The sequence below is a fragment of the Christiangramia crocea genome, assembly GCF_022410465.1.
Lineage (GTDB): Bacteria > Bacteroidota > Bacteroidia > Flavobacteriales > Flavobacteriaceae > Christiangramia > Christiangramia crocea.
In genome coordinates, this window is record NZ_JAJSON010000016.1 from 40,878 (window position 1) to 58,062 (window position 17,185).

13 protein-coding genes are annotated in these 17,185 nt (G+C 41.4%); 7 read left to right on the forward strand and 6 right to left on the reverse strand.

The genetic code is table 11. From position 1 onward, the window contains the following. Window positions 1-9: 9 nt before the first annotated feature. Complete coding sequence (locus tag LU635_RS06160; RefSeq protein ID WP_240097260.1) at window positions 10-1,809, forward strand: DUF885 domain-containing protein; 1,800 nt, start codon at window positions 10-12, stop codon at window positions 1,807-1,809. 268 nt (window positions 1,810-2,077) lie between these two features. Next, entirely contained in the window at window positions 2,078-2,560 is a 483-nt protein-coding gene (locus tag LU635_RS06165; protein WP_240097262.1) for a YybH family protein, read from the forward strand. 74 nt (window positions 2,561-2,634) lie between these two features. Here the strand turns inward: LU635_RS06165 and LU635_RS06170 are convergent, their stop codons facing one another. After that, the gene (locus tag LU635_RS06170) at window positions 2,635-2,868 is read right to left on the reverse strand and encodes a hypothetical protein (protein WP_240097263.1); all 234 of its coding nucleotides are present in this window, start codon (window positions 2,866-2,868) and stop codon (window positions 2,635-2,637) included. Window positions 2,869-2,977: 109 nt separating this feature from the next. Continuing rightward, on the reverse strand, window positions 2,978-3,706 hold the full coding sequence (locus LU635_RS06175; protein ID WP_240097265.1) for a CPBP family intramembrane glutamic endopeptidase: 729 nt from the start codon (window positions 3,704-3,706) through the stop codon (window positions 2,978-2,980). A 163-nt stretch (window positions 3,707-3,869) separates the two neighbouring features. Here LU635_RS06175 and LU635_RS06180 point away from each other — a divergent pair, with 163 nt between their 5' ends. After that, complete coding sequence (locus tag LU635_RS06180; protein ID WP_240097773.1) at window positions 3,870-4,304, forward strand: retropepsin-like aspartic protease; 435 nt, start codon at window positions 3,870-3,872, stop codon at window positions 4,302-4,304. A gap of 237 nt (window positions 4,305-4,541) precedes the next feature. Here LU635_RS06180 and odhB read toward each other — a convergent pair whose 3' ends face one another. The 3 genes from odhB to LU635_RS06195 form a co-directional block, all read right to left on the reverse strand. Beyond that, on the reverse strand, window positions 4,542-5,810 hold the full coding sequence (odhB, locus tag LU635_RS06185) for a 2-oxoglutarate dehydrogenase complex dihydrolipoyllysine-residue succinyltransferase (RefSeq protein ID WP_240097267.1): 1,269 nt from the start codon (window positions 5,808-5,810) through the stop codon (window positions 4,542-4,544). 50 nt (window positions 5,811-5,860) lie between these two features. Beyond that, window positions 5,861-8,641: a 2-oxoglutarate dehydrogenase E1 component gene (locus LU635_RS06190; protein ID WP_240097268.1), complete on the reverse strand. Its 2,781-nt coding sequence runs from the start codon at window positions 8,639-8,641 to the stop codon at window positions 5,861-5,863. 178 nt (window positions 8,642-8,819) lie between these two features. Beyond that, window positions 8,820-9,794, reverse strand: coding sequence for a polyprenyl synthetase family protein (locus LU635_RS06195; RefSeq protein WP_240097270.1), 975 nt, complete (start codon window positions 9,792-9,794; stop codon window positions 8,820-8,822). A 140-nt stretch (window positions 9,795-9,934) separates the two neighbouring features. Here LU635_RS06195 and LU635_RS06200 point away from each other — a divergent pair, with 140 nt between their 5' ends. From LU635_RS06200 to LU635_RS06215, 4 genes are read left to right on the forward strand one after another with little or no spacing between them, the layout of a single operon-like run. Then, window positions 9,935-10,537: a TetR/AcrR family transcriptional regulator gene (locus LU635_RS06200; RefSeq protein ID WP_240097272.1), complete on the forward strand. Its 603-nt coding sequence runs from the start codon at window positions 9,935-9,937 to the stop codon at window positions 10,535-10,537. Next, window positions 10,530-11,969 (forward strand): TolC family protein, encoded by a 1,440-nt coding sequence (locus LU635_RS06205; RefSeq protein ID WP_240097274.1) that lies wholly within the window; start codon window positions 10,530-10,532, stop codon window positions 11,967-11,969. Before LU635_RS06200 ends, LU635_RS06205 begins: the two co-directional genes overlap by 8 nt. Before the next feature lie 25 nt (window positions 11,970-11,994). After that, window positions 11,995-13,176 (forward strand): efflux RND transporter periplasmic adaptor subunit, encoded by a 1,182-nt coding sequence (locus LU635_RS06210; protein ID WP_240097276.1) that lies wholly within the window; start codon window positions 11,995-11,997, stop codon window positions 13,174-13,176. Further along, complete coding sequence (locus tag LU635_RS06215; RefSeq protein ID WP_240097278.1) at window positions 13,169-16,651, forward strand: efflux RND transporter permease subunit; 3,483 nt, start codon at window positions 13,169-13,171, stop codon at window positions 16,649-16,651. Before LU635_RS06210 ends, LU635_RS06215 begins: the two co-directional genes overlap by 8 nt. A gap of 57 nt (window positions 16,652-16,708) precedes the next feature. Here the strand turns inward: LU635_RS06215 and LU635_RS06220 are convergent, their stop codons facing one another. Then, window positions 16,709-17,062, reverse strand: coding sequence for a toxin-antitoxin system YwqK family antitoxin (locus tag LU635_RS06220; RefSeq protein ID WP_341482117.1), 354 nt, complete (start codon window positions 17,060-17,062; stop codon window positions 16,709-16,711). Between the last annotated feature and the right edge of the window lie 123 nt (window positions 17,063-17,185).

Consider the following 17,185-nt stretch of genomic DNA (forward strand, 5'->3'; position numbering starts at 1 on the left):
GCTTCAGCCATGTTAAAAAGATTTCTATTCCTATTCGTTCTTGTTTCAGCTTTAACTGCATGTAAAAATGAAAAGTCAGGTTCAGCGGAAACCGATGAGAAGGCAGCCATAAGTGCCAGGTTTGACAGTATACTTGAGAACTATTATGAAGATGGGCTTCGGCTTAATCCGATAAGCGCCACTACCTCAGGGGACATGCGATATAACGATCAATTCCCTGATTTCCTTTCCGAAGAATATGAAGACAGCCTGAGAAATTATTATACCTCCTATCGAGATCAGGTCTCAGAAATTAATGATGAAGATCTAAGTGAAAGCGAAAGGATGAGCAAGGAGATCCTTTTATGGGAATGCGAGATGAATCTGGAAACCCTGGAATTCAATAAGGAAAAATATATGCCGATAGACCAGATGTGGTCGGTAAACCTGTTTATGGGACAACTTGCCAGCGGAGCCAGTGCGCAACCTTTTAAAACAATGGAGGACTATGAAAACTGGCTGAAAAGAGTGGATGGTTTTCTAACCTGGATGGAATCTGCTGAAAAGAACATGAGAGAAGGAATGGAGCAGGGTTATGTACTTCCCGCTTCTCTTATTAGAAAAGTGATTCCCCAAATGGAGGCTATGACAAATGAAGATGTGAAAAGTCACCTTTTCTATGGCCCCCTGGATAAGCTTCCCCAAGATTTTTCAGAAGAAGAAAAAGAAAGGATCACCACGGAATATGAAAAAATGATCACTGAAAAAGTGATCCCTGCCTATAAAAGAATGCATGCCTTTATGAAAGATGAATATCTTCCTAAAGGACGTGAGACCAGTGGAATTACCGGTATCCCCGGCGGGGAAGAATATTACAGGCATCAGATAAAATTGTATACCACTACCAATATGACAGCAGAAGAGATTCATCAGTTAGGTCTTGACGAAGTGGAGAGGATTTCAAGGGAAATGGAAAAAGTAAAGGAAGAAGTAGGCTATGAAGGTGATCTTAAATCTTTCTTCAATTATGTTAGAGAGAACAAAGAACTGATGCCATATGACAGTCCGGAGGAGGTAATTGCTCATTTCAATGAAATTCATGAGCGTATGAAGCCTAATATTGATAAATTATTCAAGGTAACGCCAAAAACTCCTTTTGAAGTTAGAAGAACTGAAGAGTTCCGGGAAGAGTCTTCCAGCGCCGAATACAATCCCGGTTCCCTGGACGGTACAAGACCGGGGATCTTCTATGTTCCTATTCCCGATGCTTCTGCCTACAATATTTACAGTGACGAATCCCTGTTCCTGCATGAGGCCATACCAGGGCACCACTACCAGATCTCCCTTACACAGGAAAATGAAGATTTGCCAGATTTCAGAAAAACCCTTTGGTATAGCGGGTATGGTGAAGGCTGGGCTTTATATTCGGAATCCCTTGGAGAGGAACTGGGCCTTTTTGAAGATCCATATCAGTATTTCGGGATGCTTGGAGCCGAAATGCACCGGGCTATAAGGCTGGTGGTTGACACCGGTTTACATAGTAAGGGGTGGACCCGCGAAGAAGCGATCCAGTATTCACTGGACAACGAAGCCGAACCTAAGGCCAGTGTGATCTCTGAGATTGAAAGATATATGGCTAATCCCGGTCAGGCCCTCTCTTATAAAATCGGTCAGCTGAAAATTCAGGAATTACGGGAAAAAGCAAAATCAGAACTGGGGGAAAACTTTGATATCAGGGAATACCACAAACAGGTACTGGAAACAGGATGTGTTCCGTTAAAGTTACTGGAAGATAAGATAGACCGGTGGATAAATGAGCAAAAATCCTGAAGAAACATCGTTATAGCCCTTACATAGTAAGGGCTATTATTTTTATATAAGCTTATTAAAGCAGGGCCACTACAGGAGGAATTGTATTTTTCGGTCTGAAATTAATTATTGCCCTTCCCTTTTTCAGAACTCCCACCGTATACGCCCATCCTGATTTCCGATTTAAATCATTAACAGATTCTCAACATATAATTTAAAATCATCATAATTTTTCACTCATTTAACTATTTATCAGTAATTTAGAGTGTAAATTTAAAATAATCAACCTATGAAATTTTTAAAGTTAATCCCCTTATTCGCGCTTCTATGCTTTATAGGATGTGATGATTCTAAAAAAGAAGCAGACGATATGGAAGAAATGGAGGTCCGTGATCCTTCCGAAACTAATAAGGAATGGATGGACGCCTGGAACGCTAATGATCCGGATAAGCTCCAGAGCCTTACAGCCAGTAATGCCGTGCTTTATATGGATGGAGAGGCATTCGAGTCAGATAGTATAAGTGCCTGGTACCAGAACAGCGCTCCTATGATGAGAGATCTTAATACCTCTCCGGAGCTTAAATACTCAAGTGACAGTATTGCTTATGAAGTTGGAACCTACCGCCATATGGTGAAAGAAGACAGTCTCAACACCCCTCATGAAGGAACCTATACGGTAATATGGGAACGGGCTGATAATGACTGGAAGGTGCGGTTTATGAACATAACCGAGAAGCACAGCGATACAACTTCCACTGAAAATGACGAATAAATAAAAAAATGATTTTAACTAAAAAACCCTTTCCTGACAGGAAAGGGTTTTTTTCTACTGAATTCTTAAACAGCCTAGTTAAGTGACAGTTGAAAGTTCTTCATCATCTTGTAAATACACTTGAAAACAAACTTCCTTTTTGGTTTAAAGGATTTTTTCTCAAAGCGAAATTTGATGAATTTACTTCCCTGATCATCGCCGGAAAGATTGTAGTTGGTTCCATCAAGTACAAAACGAGTTCGTTCAGAAAAGATGAAATCAGACACGTATTTCTTTACCAGCCTGCGTTTTCCCGATGAGCCTTTCATATCTTTTTGGTTTTAGTTAGTTATATAAAAGATACGAAAAAATTTGGTTTAAGTGATTCCCTATTGCGAGACAAAGCTATTTTAAAATTATTAGCCGAATTAAATATAGTTACACAGACATATTATAAATACTAATAAGTGAAATTGTATCAACAAGACCATGCACAAGAACTAGTGGCCAGATACGGTGCCCGTTAATTATATATGCGATACCAAATATTATCCCGATAATTGTGGTGGTAATTATTCCACTTATCCCCTGGTAGGCATGAATACCCCCAAAAATTAAAGCACTTATTGCTACTGCTATAAATGCAGACCATTTTCCCGGTCCGAAAAGAATTTCCAGAGAATTTATAAAGAAGGCTCTAAATACAAGTTCCTCCAGGAATGCGGCAGTGATCCACACCGAAACGAGCGCGGATATTAATTCAGGTAAATTCTGTTTTAATACGTATAAATGAGAAATGTTTAGATCACCCCAGGTTTCTTTCACCCAGGGAGCTATAATGGCAGAGTAAAGAAGAACAGATGCGAAACATCCCAACGCCACCAGAACCGGCTGCCACCAGTTAGCAGGTTTGGCCAGTCCCAGATCACTCCACGACCAGTTGAAGATCCTTTTATTGAAATATACAACTGCGGCCATAAGAACGGAATTAAGCCAGTATAACCAATTACCCGGACTGCTTTTGTCTAGCAATTCTCCACTGTAAAAAGTATGGGAAATATAATTCAGGGTAAAATATGCTGCCAGAAGAAATAACACAGACATGCCTATCAAATTCTTCTGGTCCAGGGAATATATTTGTAATCGCGCAGGAACTTTATTCTGCATTATCTGTCTTTATTTAATTTTAAATTCAAGTTTTTGAATCTTTCGAATTTAAAATAAATCTATATTCATTAAAAGAATGAAACATAAAATTTTGACTGGCATGATCATATTCAGAGTCTCAATGCCAGCCGGGCGAATTCCTTATATTTACAAAAAAAAAGAAATGTCTTTGAAAAAGCTCCTTAAAGAAAAAGGTTACCACAGTATTAAACTAAAACATACCAAAACCAATCATCTGGAACTGGTAGCGAAGATCAACAATATAGAAGGGAATTTTATCCTGGACACCGGGGCATCAAGCACTTGTGTGGGTCTGGACGCGGTGGAGCATTTTGAGCTCTTATCTGAAGATAGCGATATTAAAGCTGCCGGGGCAGGAGCGACCAATATGCTTACTCAGATCTCACAGAAGAACCGCATTGAAATAAAAGGCTGGAAAAAGAAGAAAGTAGACCTTGTATTATTTGACCTGAAACATGTTAATGAAGCCCTTATTAACCATAAAGCCGACAGGGTGCATGGAATTATTGGTGCAGACCTGCTTAAAAAGGGAAAAGCGGTCATAGATTATAAGAACAAAGCTCTTTACCTGAAATAAGGGGAAAATTCCCCTTTGACCTGCTTCTCTTTTATCAATAGATTTGGATGGTTACAATAATTTATACATCATCAAAAGTAAGCTTCTATCCCAAATCTTCTTTGTTATCCTAGCCATCCTGGTGATAGGAGCTCTCATTTTAAACGTTGTTCGTTTGTTAGTTTTGTTTTAATTTTGTTAGAAATAAAAAAGGTCCGCGCTGCGGACCTTTTTTATTCATTTATTTTTCTGAACTCCCTATAACTCAAGAGCCCTTTTCACATCATTTTCCATCAACAGTTCCTCAGGATTCTCCAGGGCTTCTTTAACTGCGACCAGGAATCCTACCGACTCTCTTCCATCAATGATCCTGTGATCGTAAGACAGTGCAACATACATCACCGGTCTTATCTCTACATGACCATCAATTGCTACCGGTCTCTCAACGATATTGTGCATCCCAAGAATAGCGCTCTGAGGCGGGTTGATAATTGGCGTTGAAAGCATGGATCCGAATACTCCCCCATTCGTAATGGTGAAGGTACCTCCTGTCATTTCATCCACGGTTATCTTTCCGTCACGCGCTTTAATGGCAAGACGTTTAACTTCTGCCTCCACTCCGCGGAAACTTAGATTTTCTGCATTTCTTATCACAGGTACGGTAAGACCTTTAGGTCCCGAAACCGCAATACTAATATCTTTATAGTCGAAGCTTACCACCTCTTTTCCATCAATCATGGAGTTTACTGCAGGGAATTCGCTTAGTGCACGAACAACAGCCATGGTAAAGAATGACATGAACCCAAGGCTAACACCATGCTTGTCCTTAAACTCTTCCTTATATTTTTTACGCAGTGCGAATATCGGCGACATATCTACCTCGTTGAAGGTAGTAAGCATGGCCGTATCGTTCTTGGCACTCACCAGCCTTTCAGAAAGTTTACGGCGGAACATCGACATTTTTTTACGGGATTCACCGCGTTTTCCGGTTCCGGGAGTTCCCATAGAAGCTTTGGCTTCAACAGCGTCTTCTTTAGTAATACGCCCGTCTTTACCCGAACCTTTCACTTCTTTTGGCTCTATTCCTTTTTCATCAAGTATCTTTTTCGCCGCAGGTGAAGGACTTCCGGTTGCATAAGTATCCTTCTTCTGAGACGGAGTACTGCTTTTTGAAGGTGCTTCGGTCTTTGGCTCAGCTTTATCACTATCTGCCTTGTTTTCCTTTTTTTCCTGGCGCTCCTCTTCTTCCTTCTCGGCAGGCTTCTCCTCATCTTTATCCCCGGGTTTTTCAGCATCGGTATCGATTAGGCATACCACTTCTCCAACATCTACCACATCCCCTTCTTCAGCTTTCAGGGTGATTATACCACTGGCTTCAGCGGGAAGTTCAAGTGTGGCTTTATCGCTGTCTACCTCGGCAATTGCCTGATCTTTTTCAACATAATCCCCGTCTTCTACCAGCCACTGAGCTATTTCAACTTCAGTGATGGACTCCCCGGGAGAAGGAACTTTCATTTCTAAGGCCATGATTATTCTTGTTTTATTTTGGTTCCTGAACTTCAGGAAATCGTTGATTCTTAATTATTTTCTTCTTCGTTTAGATCTTTATCGAAAACGCTATTGATCACACGCTCATGTCGTTTTTTAAATCGAACGGCACTACCAGCAGCAGGAGATCCGTAAAATTTACGGCTGCATACCCTGAATTTTCGCGCTTCTTCAAAATGCAGCAAAAGATGACTATATGCACCCATATTTCGGGGCTCCTCCTGAGCCCATACTATATCGTCTGCATTGGTATATTTATCCATCATTTCCTTCATCGTAGATGTTGGCAGCGGGAATAGTTGCTCTACCCTCACAAGCGCCACATCTTCTCTATTATTCTCTTCCTTATGTTTCAGCAGATCATAGTAAAATTTACCCGTACAGAATACTAGGCTTTTCACCTTATCTGCACTTGCTTCCGAATCGTCTATAACAGGCTGAAAACTTCCATTAGCAAACTCTTCTTTGGTAGAGATCACTCTAGGATGACGAAGCAAACTCTTAGGAGTGAAAATGATAAGCGGTTTTCTGAACTTAATCTTCATCTGTCTTCTTAGAAGATGGAACATGTTGGCCGGTGTTGAAATATCGGCTACATACATATTGTCCTTTGCACAAAGCTGAAGAAACCGTTCCATCCTACCTGAGGAGTGTTCAGCTCCCTGGCCTTCATAACCATGAGGAAGTAACATTACCAGTCCGTTTTGCAGCTTCCATTTATCTTCAGCTGCAGAGATGTACTGATCTATCATGATCTGGGCCCCATTCACGAAATCCCCGAACTGGGCTTCCCAGATTGCCAGTGTGGTAGGACTTGCCATGGCATAACCATAGTCAAAACCAACCACCCCGTATTCAGAAAGCGGTGAATTATAAATGAAAAAATCACCGTCCCTGTTCTCGATATTATTATGAAGAATGATCTCTTCTTCGCTGTCTTCTACTTTAACAATGCCATGACGGTGAGAAAAAGTACCTCTTTCACTATCCTGCCCGCTGATCCGGATATTATAACCTTCGGTCATCAACGACCCATAAGCAAGATGCTCGGCCATCGCCCAGTCCAGCTTATTATCTTCAAAGTACATCTTACGTCTTGCGTCTATGAGTTTCTGGATCTTTCTCATAAACTTCTTGTCTTCCGGAAGTTTGGAAACAGCTTCAGCCACTTTGTCCAGCTTTTCAAGAGGGAAAGTGGTATCCACTTCTTCCATCATTCTATCTTCCTGGACATTATCGAAACCTTCCCATTCATCCTGCATGAAAGGAGTTATCCTGGTGGTCTCTTCTTTTCGGGAATCTTCAAGCTTCTCTTCCAGGGCCGCTTTATAGGTCTCTTCCAGTTTCTTCAGATATTCATCATCTACAACACCTTCCTTTTTAAGCTTCTCGAAGTATATATCACGCGCATTCTCATGCTTCGCGATCGCTTTATAAAGTTTAGGCTGGGTAAACCTAGGTTCATCTCCTTCATTATGACCATACTTTCTGTATCCTAGAAGATCAATGAATACATCCCTTTTGAATTTCATCCTGAAATCCAGTGCGAACAGTATGGCATGTACCACTGCTTCAGCATCATCGGCATTTACATGAAGTACGGGAGAAAGCGTAACCTTTCCTACATCGGTACAGTAAGTTGAACTTCTTGCGTCAAGATAATTGGTGGTAAAGCCTATCTGGTTGTTCACCACTATATGAATGGTACCGCCGGTTTGGTAACCTTCCAGCTGCGCCATTTGTATAATTTCATAAACCACACCCTGTCCGGCAATTGCCGCATCCCCGTGCACCAGGATTGGAAGCACCTTTGAGTTATCTCCATTGTACCGGCGATCCTGTTTGGCTCGCGTGATACCTTCTACTACAGACCCCACGGTCTCCAGGTGTGACGGGTTAGGTGCGATATTGATATTTATTTCTTTCCCCGTATCGGTTGTACGGCAGGAGGTCCAGCCAAGATGATATTTTACGTCTCCGTCAAAAATATCCTGCTCGTAATCCTTTCCGTCAAATTCGCTGAAAATATCCTTGGCACTTTTTCCGAAGATATTAGTAAGTGTGTTCAATCTTCCACGATGGGCCATTCCCATCACGAAATCTTTAACACCAAGCTCTGCTGCTTTTTCTATCAAAGCATCAAGAGCCGGGATAAGACTTTCCCCTCCTTCCAGTGAAAACCTCTTCTGGCCTACATATTTTGTATGAAGAAACGATTCAAAAGAAACAGCTTCGTTAAGTTTCTTAAGGATCTGTTTTTTGCGATCCTCATCATAATCGGGATGATTCTCGTTTACATTTAATTTATCCTGAATCCACTGGATCTCTTCCGGCTTCCGGATATACATGTATTCAATACCAATCGAATCACAGTAAACCTGTTCCAGATGCCTGATGATCTCCTTTAGGCTGGCAGGTCCTATTCCTAGTATATCACCTGCATTAAAGGTGGTGCTGAGATCACTTTCTTCCAGACCGAAATTGGAAATATCTAACGTGGGTGAGTATTTTCTTCGTTCCCTAACCGGGTTGGTTTTGGTAAACAAATGCCCCCGGGTACGGTAGCCATCTATCAGCCGGATTACCTGAAACTCCTTAATAACATGTGCTGGTATCTCTCCTTCAGTAAATTCAACAGGCGCTTCCTCCAATACTTCATCGGAAACCCCGTTTTGTTGCATCCCGAAATCAAATCCTTGAAAAAAAGCCCTCCAACTGGGCTCTATACTGTCAGGGTTTTTTAAATATTGATCGTAAAGTTCTGCGAAATAAGCAGTATGAGCAGCATTTAGAAATGAAAATCTATCCATAAAATTGAAACAAATGTTTCTTTTGTTTTAAAAACATAGCAAAAATACAATTTTTAAAAAAAACAGCTTGCAGGCTTTATGATAATTATCTATTGGATTATAGGAATTTTAACACTGACAAAAAAATGATGATTAAAATGCCTATTTCCTATAAAATGAGTGTAATACCTGAATAATATTAAACCTGACGCTCCATAAGCATATGCCCGAACTTGCGTAGCGGCTCCTTTTTAGCTTCAGGCAATTCTATTTTATCCAGTATCCTGAAAGCCTTATCGGTATAGTTCTCTATTTCCTTTCGGGTGAGTTCTGCAGCACCACTGCTTTCAAAAAGGGCTTTTACCGCCTCTATCTTTCCGGAATTTTCGGCCGGACTAATGGAATACAAATGTTCCAGTTGCAATGACTCGCTCCTGCCAGCCAGTTCCAGAGTCTTCAGGTATAAAAAGGTTTTCTTGTTCTCTATGATATCTCCTCCGGCCTGCTTACCAAATGTCTCGGGATCCCCAAAAGCATCCAGGTAGTCGTCCTGAAGCTGAAAGGCGATCCCGAGCAATCTGCCATACTGATAAATAGCTTCCTTGCACTCCTTTGAAGTCCCGGCAACGATAGCTCCCATTTGCAGTGAAGCCCCAACAAGCACAGCCGTCTTATACTCGATCATTAAAAGATAATCATCAATACTCACATTATCCCTCGTCTCAAAATCGATATCGTATTGCTGACCTTCGCATACCTGTATCGCCGTTTTAGTGAAAAGCGTGGAAAGTTCTTTAAAGATATCTCCCTCATAACTTTCAAAAAGCTGATAGGCATTAATGAGCATGGCATCGCCCGAAAGAATCCCGGTATTGATATCCCATTTTTCATGAACGGTCTGCTCACCTCTTCTTAAGGGTGCATCATCCATAATATCGTCATGTACGAGTGAAAAATTATGGAACATCTCTATAGCCAGAGCCGCATCGAGTGCCTTCCTGTAATTGCAGTCAAATATTTCGGTCGCCATTAGTACGAGTACGGGTCTTAAGCGCTTTCCTCCCTGTTCAAGGATATAAACCATCGGTTCATATAAATTGGCTGGTTCCTTTACCCTGATCTTTTCGTGCAGATAATCTATTATGGCTTCTCTATACTGGGAAATCGATAGCATGAGGTCAAAATTTTTCCGCTAAAATACCATAATTGAGACTAATTCAAATTTTAAGCAATCGTTAAATAAATTTAAACTTTGGAAACTTTTTTTGTTTTTAAAGTTTCCGTGATATAATTTTGCTGCAAAATTTAGGAGAATTGGAAAACAAGATTTTAATAACGGCGGCGGAAATGTTCCTTGATTATGGTTTTAAAAGTGTGACCATGGACGATATTGCCGATAGGCTGGGTATGTCTAAAAAAACCATTTACAACCATTACCCCACCAAAACCAAACTGGTTCATGATGCGGCAACTCATATTTTTCACACCATTCAAAGTGGAATAAATGAGATCATTGCGACAGAGAAGGATCCCCTTGAAGAAAACTTTGAGATCAAGAGATTTGTAATGCACCGGCTTAAGGATGAGAAATCCTCACCACAATATCAGCTTCAAAAATATTACCCAAAGATATATAACGATCTTACCTCAAAGCAGTTCCATCTTATGGAATCCTGTGTTAAGGCGAATCTGGAACGAGGGATAAAAAACGGTTGCTATCGCAAAGATATCCCGGTAGACTTTATCAGTAAGATCTACTTTAAAGCAATGCAGAACATAAAGGACCCCGACCTGTTCTCTCCTGAAGAATATTCAAAAATTTATCTTATGGAGCAGCTTATGGAGTATCATCTGAGAGCTATTTGTACTGAAAAAGGAATTCAAAAACTGGAAGAACTATTAATTAATCATGGATAAATTAAAGAAAGCCTTTCTTATCTTTTTACTTGGCTGTTTCACCGGATTCGCCCAGGAAAATGATAGTATTAAAACATATTCCTTCTCGCTGCAGGAAGCCATAGAATTTGGAATCGAAAATAATTACAGGTCGCAGATTGCCCAGAAGGATGTGGATGTTGCCCTGCAGCAAAAATGGGAGATCATAGCTCAAGGGCTACCTCAGATCAATGGAAGTCTTGATTACCAGAACTACCTGAAACAACCTGTGACACTTTTACCTGCGGCTGCCTTTGACAATACACAGAGCACCATAGACATTGTTCAGGATTATTTTCAAAATGTACAGCGAAATAATGTACCGGTAGATGCCCCCGAGGGTTTTATCCCGGTTCGCTTCGGCACCAAACAAAGCATGAATGCCACGGCAACCTGGAACCAGCTTATTTTTGACGGCTCTTATATAGTGGGCATTCAATCTGTCAAGACCCTGCTTCAGATCTCAAAAAATGCCAAAACAAAGACAGATCTCCAGATCAAGGAAGCAGTCATCAACGCCTACGGAAATGTGCTCCTTGCAGAAGAGAGCGTGGAGATCCTGGAAAAGAACGTTGCATCCCTCCAGAAGAATTATGAGGATACCAAAAAGATCTATGAGAACGGACTTACGGAACAGGAGGATGTTGAACAGCTGGAAATCACACTGCTGGGCCTTAAAAATGACATGAGCCGAAGCAAGAGAATGCGCAATATCGCTTATGAAATGCTGAACCTCAGTCTGGGAATTCCGGTTGAAAACAAGGTCACCCTCACTAACGATCTTGATGAGCTGGCAATGAAATATTACGATATTTCCCTGTTACAGGACGAAATCCCAATAGAAGAGAACATAGATTATCGCATTGCAAAGAATTCGGCCGAATCTGCTCAGATCCAGGTAAAGCTTCAAAAGGCAAAAGCCCTTCCCACACTTACGGGATTTGTGAATTATGGTTATCAGGGTTACAGTGATAAGTTCACCTTCCTTAACAGCGAGCAGGAATATTTTGGCCAGTCCATCCTGGGCGTAAGTCTGAATATCCCGATTTTCAGCAGCGGGATGAGAAGCTCAAGGACCAAACAAAGAGAAATAGAATACGAACAGGCTCTCCTGGAACTGGAAGAGACAGAAAATGAGGTGAAACGCCAGATAAATATGGCAAAAAGCGAATACGAGTTCAGTCTGGAGAATTACCAGAATGCAATAAGAAATCTCGATCTGGCTGAAAGGATCGAAACCAAGAATCAGGTGAAATTCTTTGAAGGAATCGCCAGCAGTTTTGAGCTAAGCGAAGCACAGCGGCAGCTGTATTCTGCGCAGCAAAATTATCTGCAATCCATGCTGGATGTGATCACCGCCAAAGTTGAACTTGAAAATCTACTTGATACCAGAACCTATAACGATGAAAACTAAACACTCCTTTCATACAATTCATACAATGAAAAAATTTATTCTGCTAACAGGAATCATAGGCCTTTTTGTTGCTTGTGGGAACAATGAAGAAAGATCGATAGAAGATGTGATATCCACACAAGACCTTAGCGAAATAAGAGCCAAAAAGGCCGAGTTGAGCAACCTGCAGAGCGAGCTCTCCAAAGAGATCGATCAGCTGGACGAGGCCATTAAGAAACTTGATAAAAATCGAAATTTTGCACTTGTAAGCATCGACACCCTGAACCAGCAAAAATTCAAGCATTATGCCGAAGTTCAGGGCAATGTCGCTACCGATGAGAACATCATAATTTATCCCGAATATTCAGGTATTCTTACCAGTGTGAAGGTAAATGAAGGAGAAAGAGTTTCCAGAGGCCAGATACTGGCAGTGATTGATGACGGCGGTTTGAAGAACCAGTTAGCTCAGATGGAAGCGCAGGCCAGGCTCGCGAAGACCACCTATGAGCGCCAGCAAAGATTATGGGAGCAGAATATTGGATCTGAGATCCAGTACCTGGAAGCCAAAACCAATTACGAAGCTCTTGAGAGTTCCGTTAACCAGCTTAAATCCCAGCTTGCCAAAACGGTGGTAAGAGCCCCATTCAGTGGAGTGATAGACGATGTGATAAGCGAGCAGGGCGAGGTGGTGAATCCGGGGCAAAATCAGCTGTTCAGACTGATAAGCCTGGACAAGATGTATGTTGAAGCAGAGGTTCCTGAAAATTATCTGAGTAAAATTCAGAAAGGGACTGATGTAAAGGTTCAGATCTCTTCGGTTGGAAAGGAATTTGAAGGACAGGTTAGCCAGGTAGGCAATAATATTAATCCCAACAACCGGACTTTTCGCATTGAGGTTTCGGTACCTAACGAAAAAGGCATGATCAAACCAAACCAGATTGCCACCATAAAACTGAACGATTACACCTCAGATACGGCCATTGTTATCCCTGAAAGCAGTATTCAGAAAAATGCAATGGGTGAAAGCCTGGTATACCTTTATAAACCTAATGGAAATTCCGGCATTGGTACAGCAGAGAAAGCCGTCGTTGAAGTTGGCTACACCTATAATGATAGCATTGAGGTGAAGAATGGCATTAATACCGGGGATATTCTCATCACAGAAGGAGCAAAGAATCTGAGAGATGGTCAGGAAGTAAGAACCAAAAGAGCTGAGGATAATGAATAAGATAGACAGAGAATTTAAACTTTCATCCTGGGCCATTGACAATAAGATGACGGTCTACGTCATCGTTGCCATATTACTGGTCGGGGGATTGCTTTCCTACTATAGTATGCCGCGGGAATCATTCCCGGAAGTCATTGAGACAAAGATCTACATTAGCTCCATTAATCCCGGGAACTCGGCAGAGGATGTCGAAAAATTCATCACCGAACCACTGGAGGAAGAATTCAACGATGTTGGGGGAGTAACGGAGATCTCCTCCACTACCCTTCAGGATTATTCCCTTGTAATCGTTGAATTTGAAGAAGAAGTAAATGTTGATGTGGCCAAGCAAAAGATCAAAGACAAGGTGGATCTTGTAAAGGCTGAAACCACCTGGCCCACTCTGGATAACGGGGCGAAAGTAGAACCCAACGTGTTCGATCTTAACATCTCAGAAGAACAGCCAATACTGAACATAAATCTTACCGGTGATTATACCGTACAGCAACTTAAGGATTATGCTGAACATCTTCAGGAAAAAATAGAATTATTGCCCCAGATCAAGGAGGCAAGTATTCGCGGAGCTGAAGATATGGAGGTGGAGATAGCCGTAGATGTCTATAAAATGACGGCTTCCAAGGTTAGTTTCAATGATATTATAAGTGCGGTTAGCTCGGAGAACCGTACTATTTCAGGGGGAAACATTATTACCAGTGGCACCCAGAAGAATATCAGGATCATTGGTGAGATTGAAGATCCTGAAGAACTGGAAAATGTAGTGGTAAAACAGGAAGGTGGTAATATCTTTTTGAAAGATATTGCAGAGGTAAGGTTCAAAGAGAAAGACCCTACAACTTATGCAAGGGAATATGGGGAACCCGTGGTGATGCTGGATGTTAAAAAGCGTAGTGGAAAAAATATGATCGAGGCGGTAGATCAGATTAAGGAAATTATTGCAAAAGAACAGGAAGAATACCTGCCCGGATCTTTGCATATAAGCCTTACCAATGACCTTTCCACTGATACCAGAAACCAGGTGAACGATCTGGTAAACAATATCATTTTCGGGGTGATCCTGGTAGTCCTGGTACTTATGTTTTTCCTGGGATTCCGTAACTCATTATTTGTGGGTCTTGCAATTCCATTATCAATGTTCCTGTCGTATGTCATTTTATCCAGTCTGGGCTACACCCTTAATACCATGGTGCTCTTTGCACTGGTTATGGGGCTGGGGATGCTGGTAGATAACGGGATTGTAGTAGTGGAAAATGTGTACAGTCTTATGGACGAAGGCATGCCACGGATTAAAGCAGCCAAACAGGGGCTTGGCGAGATCGCCTGGCCTATCATCGCTTCCACTGCAACCACGCTTATGGCATTTTTCCCGTTGGGGCTTTGGCCGGGAACTATTGGAAAATTCATGGTGATCTTCCCCATTACTCTTTCAATAGTATTAGGGTCTTCACTATTTGTGGCCCTGATAATCAACTCCATGCTTACCTCAGAGTTCATGAAGACTGAAGAAGGTAAAATATCAAAGAAAAGATTGATACGAGTAAGCATTATAATGAGCGGGATTGGTTTTATCCTGCTTACTGCAGGCTATGTGCTGCCTTTAGGAGTGCTAAGAGCATTGGGCAACCTGTTTCTACTTGCCGTACTCCTCCTGTGGTTCTATAAATATGTACTCTCACAGGCTGTAGACTACTTCCAGTTCAAGGCTCTAAAGAAACTGGAATCCAATTACGAGCGTTTTCTGAAATTCGCCCTTAGAGGCAGAAAATCTTATGTATTCTTTTTTGGGACTATCGGATTGCTGATATTTTCTTTTATTCTGATGGCAGTGGTTCAGCCAAACGTGTTATTCTTTCCGGAAAACCAGCCTAAACAGGTAATTACTTATATCGAATATCCGGAAGGAACTGATATCAAGAAAACCAATGAGCTCACGAAAAAAGTAGAGCAGCAGATCTTTGAGGTTATCGAAAAATATGAAGATGAAGATGGCTATAATTTTATGGTTGAGTCGGTTATTTCACAGGTTGGCGAAGGTGCCGGAAACCCCCAAACCGATGGCGGCCAGCAGAATGCCATGCCTCACAAGGGCAAAGTAACCATAGTAATGCGTGAGTTCAAGGAAAGGCGGGGTGTTGAAAGCGCACAGGTACTTAGTGAAGTGCGGGAAGCTGTAAACCAATTCCCCGGTGCCTCCATTATCGTTGAAAAGGATGCGGCAGGCCCACCTTCAGGATATCCCATAAATATAGAGCTCAAAGGTGAAGATTATGAGGAGATGCTGGCCGAAGCGGAAAATATCCGGTCCTATATCAACGAGCTTAACCTTCCAGGGATCGAAGAGCTTAAAATAGATGTGAATAAATCTAAACCGGAACTTGACGTGACGGTAGACCGCCGTAAAGCAGGACAGCTGGGAATCTCCACTTCACAGATCGGCCAGACCCTAAGACGTGCCATCTATGGTGAAGAGGTTTCCACCTATAAAGATGGCGAAGAAGACTATGAAGTGAATGTTAGGTTCAACGATGAATACAGGTATAATGAAAATGCACTTTTTAATCAGCCTATTACCTTCAGAGACCAGAACTCAGGAGAATTAAGGCAGGTACCCATTTCATCGATGATAGAGACTGAGGTTGCCTCTTCATTTAGTTCGATCAAAAGAAGGGACCTTAAGAAAGTGATCACTATTTATTCAAATGTGCTTCAGGATTATAACGGGAACCAGATTGTTGAGCAACTGCAAAATGCCTTGAAGAATTATGAACTCCCTGAAAGTATGACCCTGGCATTTACCGGGGAGCAGGAAGAACAGCAAAAGAATATGAACTTCCTTCTCAAGGCACTCCTGATTGCAATTGGAGGGATACTCCTTATTCTGGTTGCCCAGTTCAACTCGATCACCAAACCTTTTATTATTCTTATGGCGGTTGTTCTGAGTATGATTGGAGTTTTCTTAGGGCTGATTACATTCCAGATGGACTTTATCATCATAATGACCATGATGGGTATTATTTCCCTTGCGGGAATTGTAGTGAACAATGCTATCGTATTGATAGATTATACCCAAATCCTTATAGACAGAAAGAAAATCGAGTTGGGTATTGAAAAGGAAGATCTCCTTACCCGAAAACAATATTTTGATATGATAGTTGCCGGAGGAAAATCAAGGTTAAGACCTGTACTGTTAACAGCGATCACCACCGTATTAGGGCTAATCCCATTAGCTGTTGGGCTGAACATAGACTTCTTTGGCCTGATAACGGATTATGACCCGGGAATCTATATAGGGGGAGACAACGTGATTTTCTGGGGACCTCTTGCCTGGACCGTGATCTTCGGACTGGTATTCGCCACTTTCCTGACCCTGGTAGTTGTACCAGTGATGTTCTACCTGGTTAACCGGGCAAAGGTGAGGCTCAAGGACAAAAGAATTGAAAGAAAAGAGAAGAAAGAGAAAGAACTTGTAAATGCCTAAAAAATAACCCCCCGTATTACTTCGGGGGGTTATTTTTTAATATAAATTAGTTTCTATTCATTTTTGAATTGAGTTTTTAGTTTCCCAATTCCTTACGGAAGCGATCCGGTTGTTTTCATAATCTACTTCAGTAAGTTGATCACCATTCCAAAAAAACCATTTCCCTTCTTTTTCTCCCTTGTTGTAATATGCGATGGTTGTCTTTTCACCGTTTTGGTCGTAAGAAACCCATTGCCCGTGGAGCTTTCCGTCCTTGTACGTACCTTCCTGTCTAATACTTCCATCTTCATAATAAAAAGTTCCTTTAATTAATTCTCCCTGTTTTTTAAACTCAGGTTCAGGGTCTTTATCCTGGGCAATAGCAACACTTCCTGCAAGAAATAATGTCACTAATGCTATATTTTTCACCATTTTCATAGCGCTTTTCTAGTAATGTCTAACATAACAAAAATAACCAAAGTTTACATTAAATCAATATTAAGGTAACCTTAAGTTAACATTGAAAGCTATTACGGGTTGCTATTCACCCCTTTG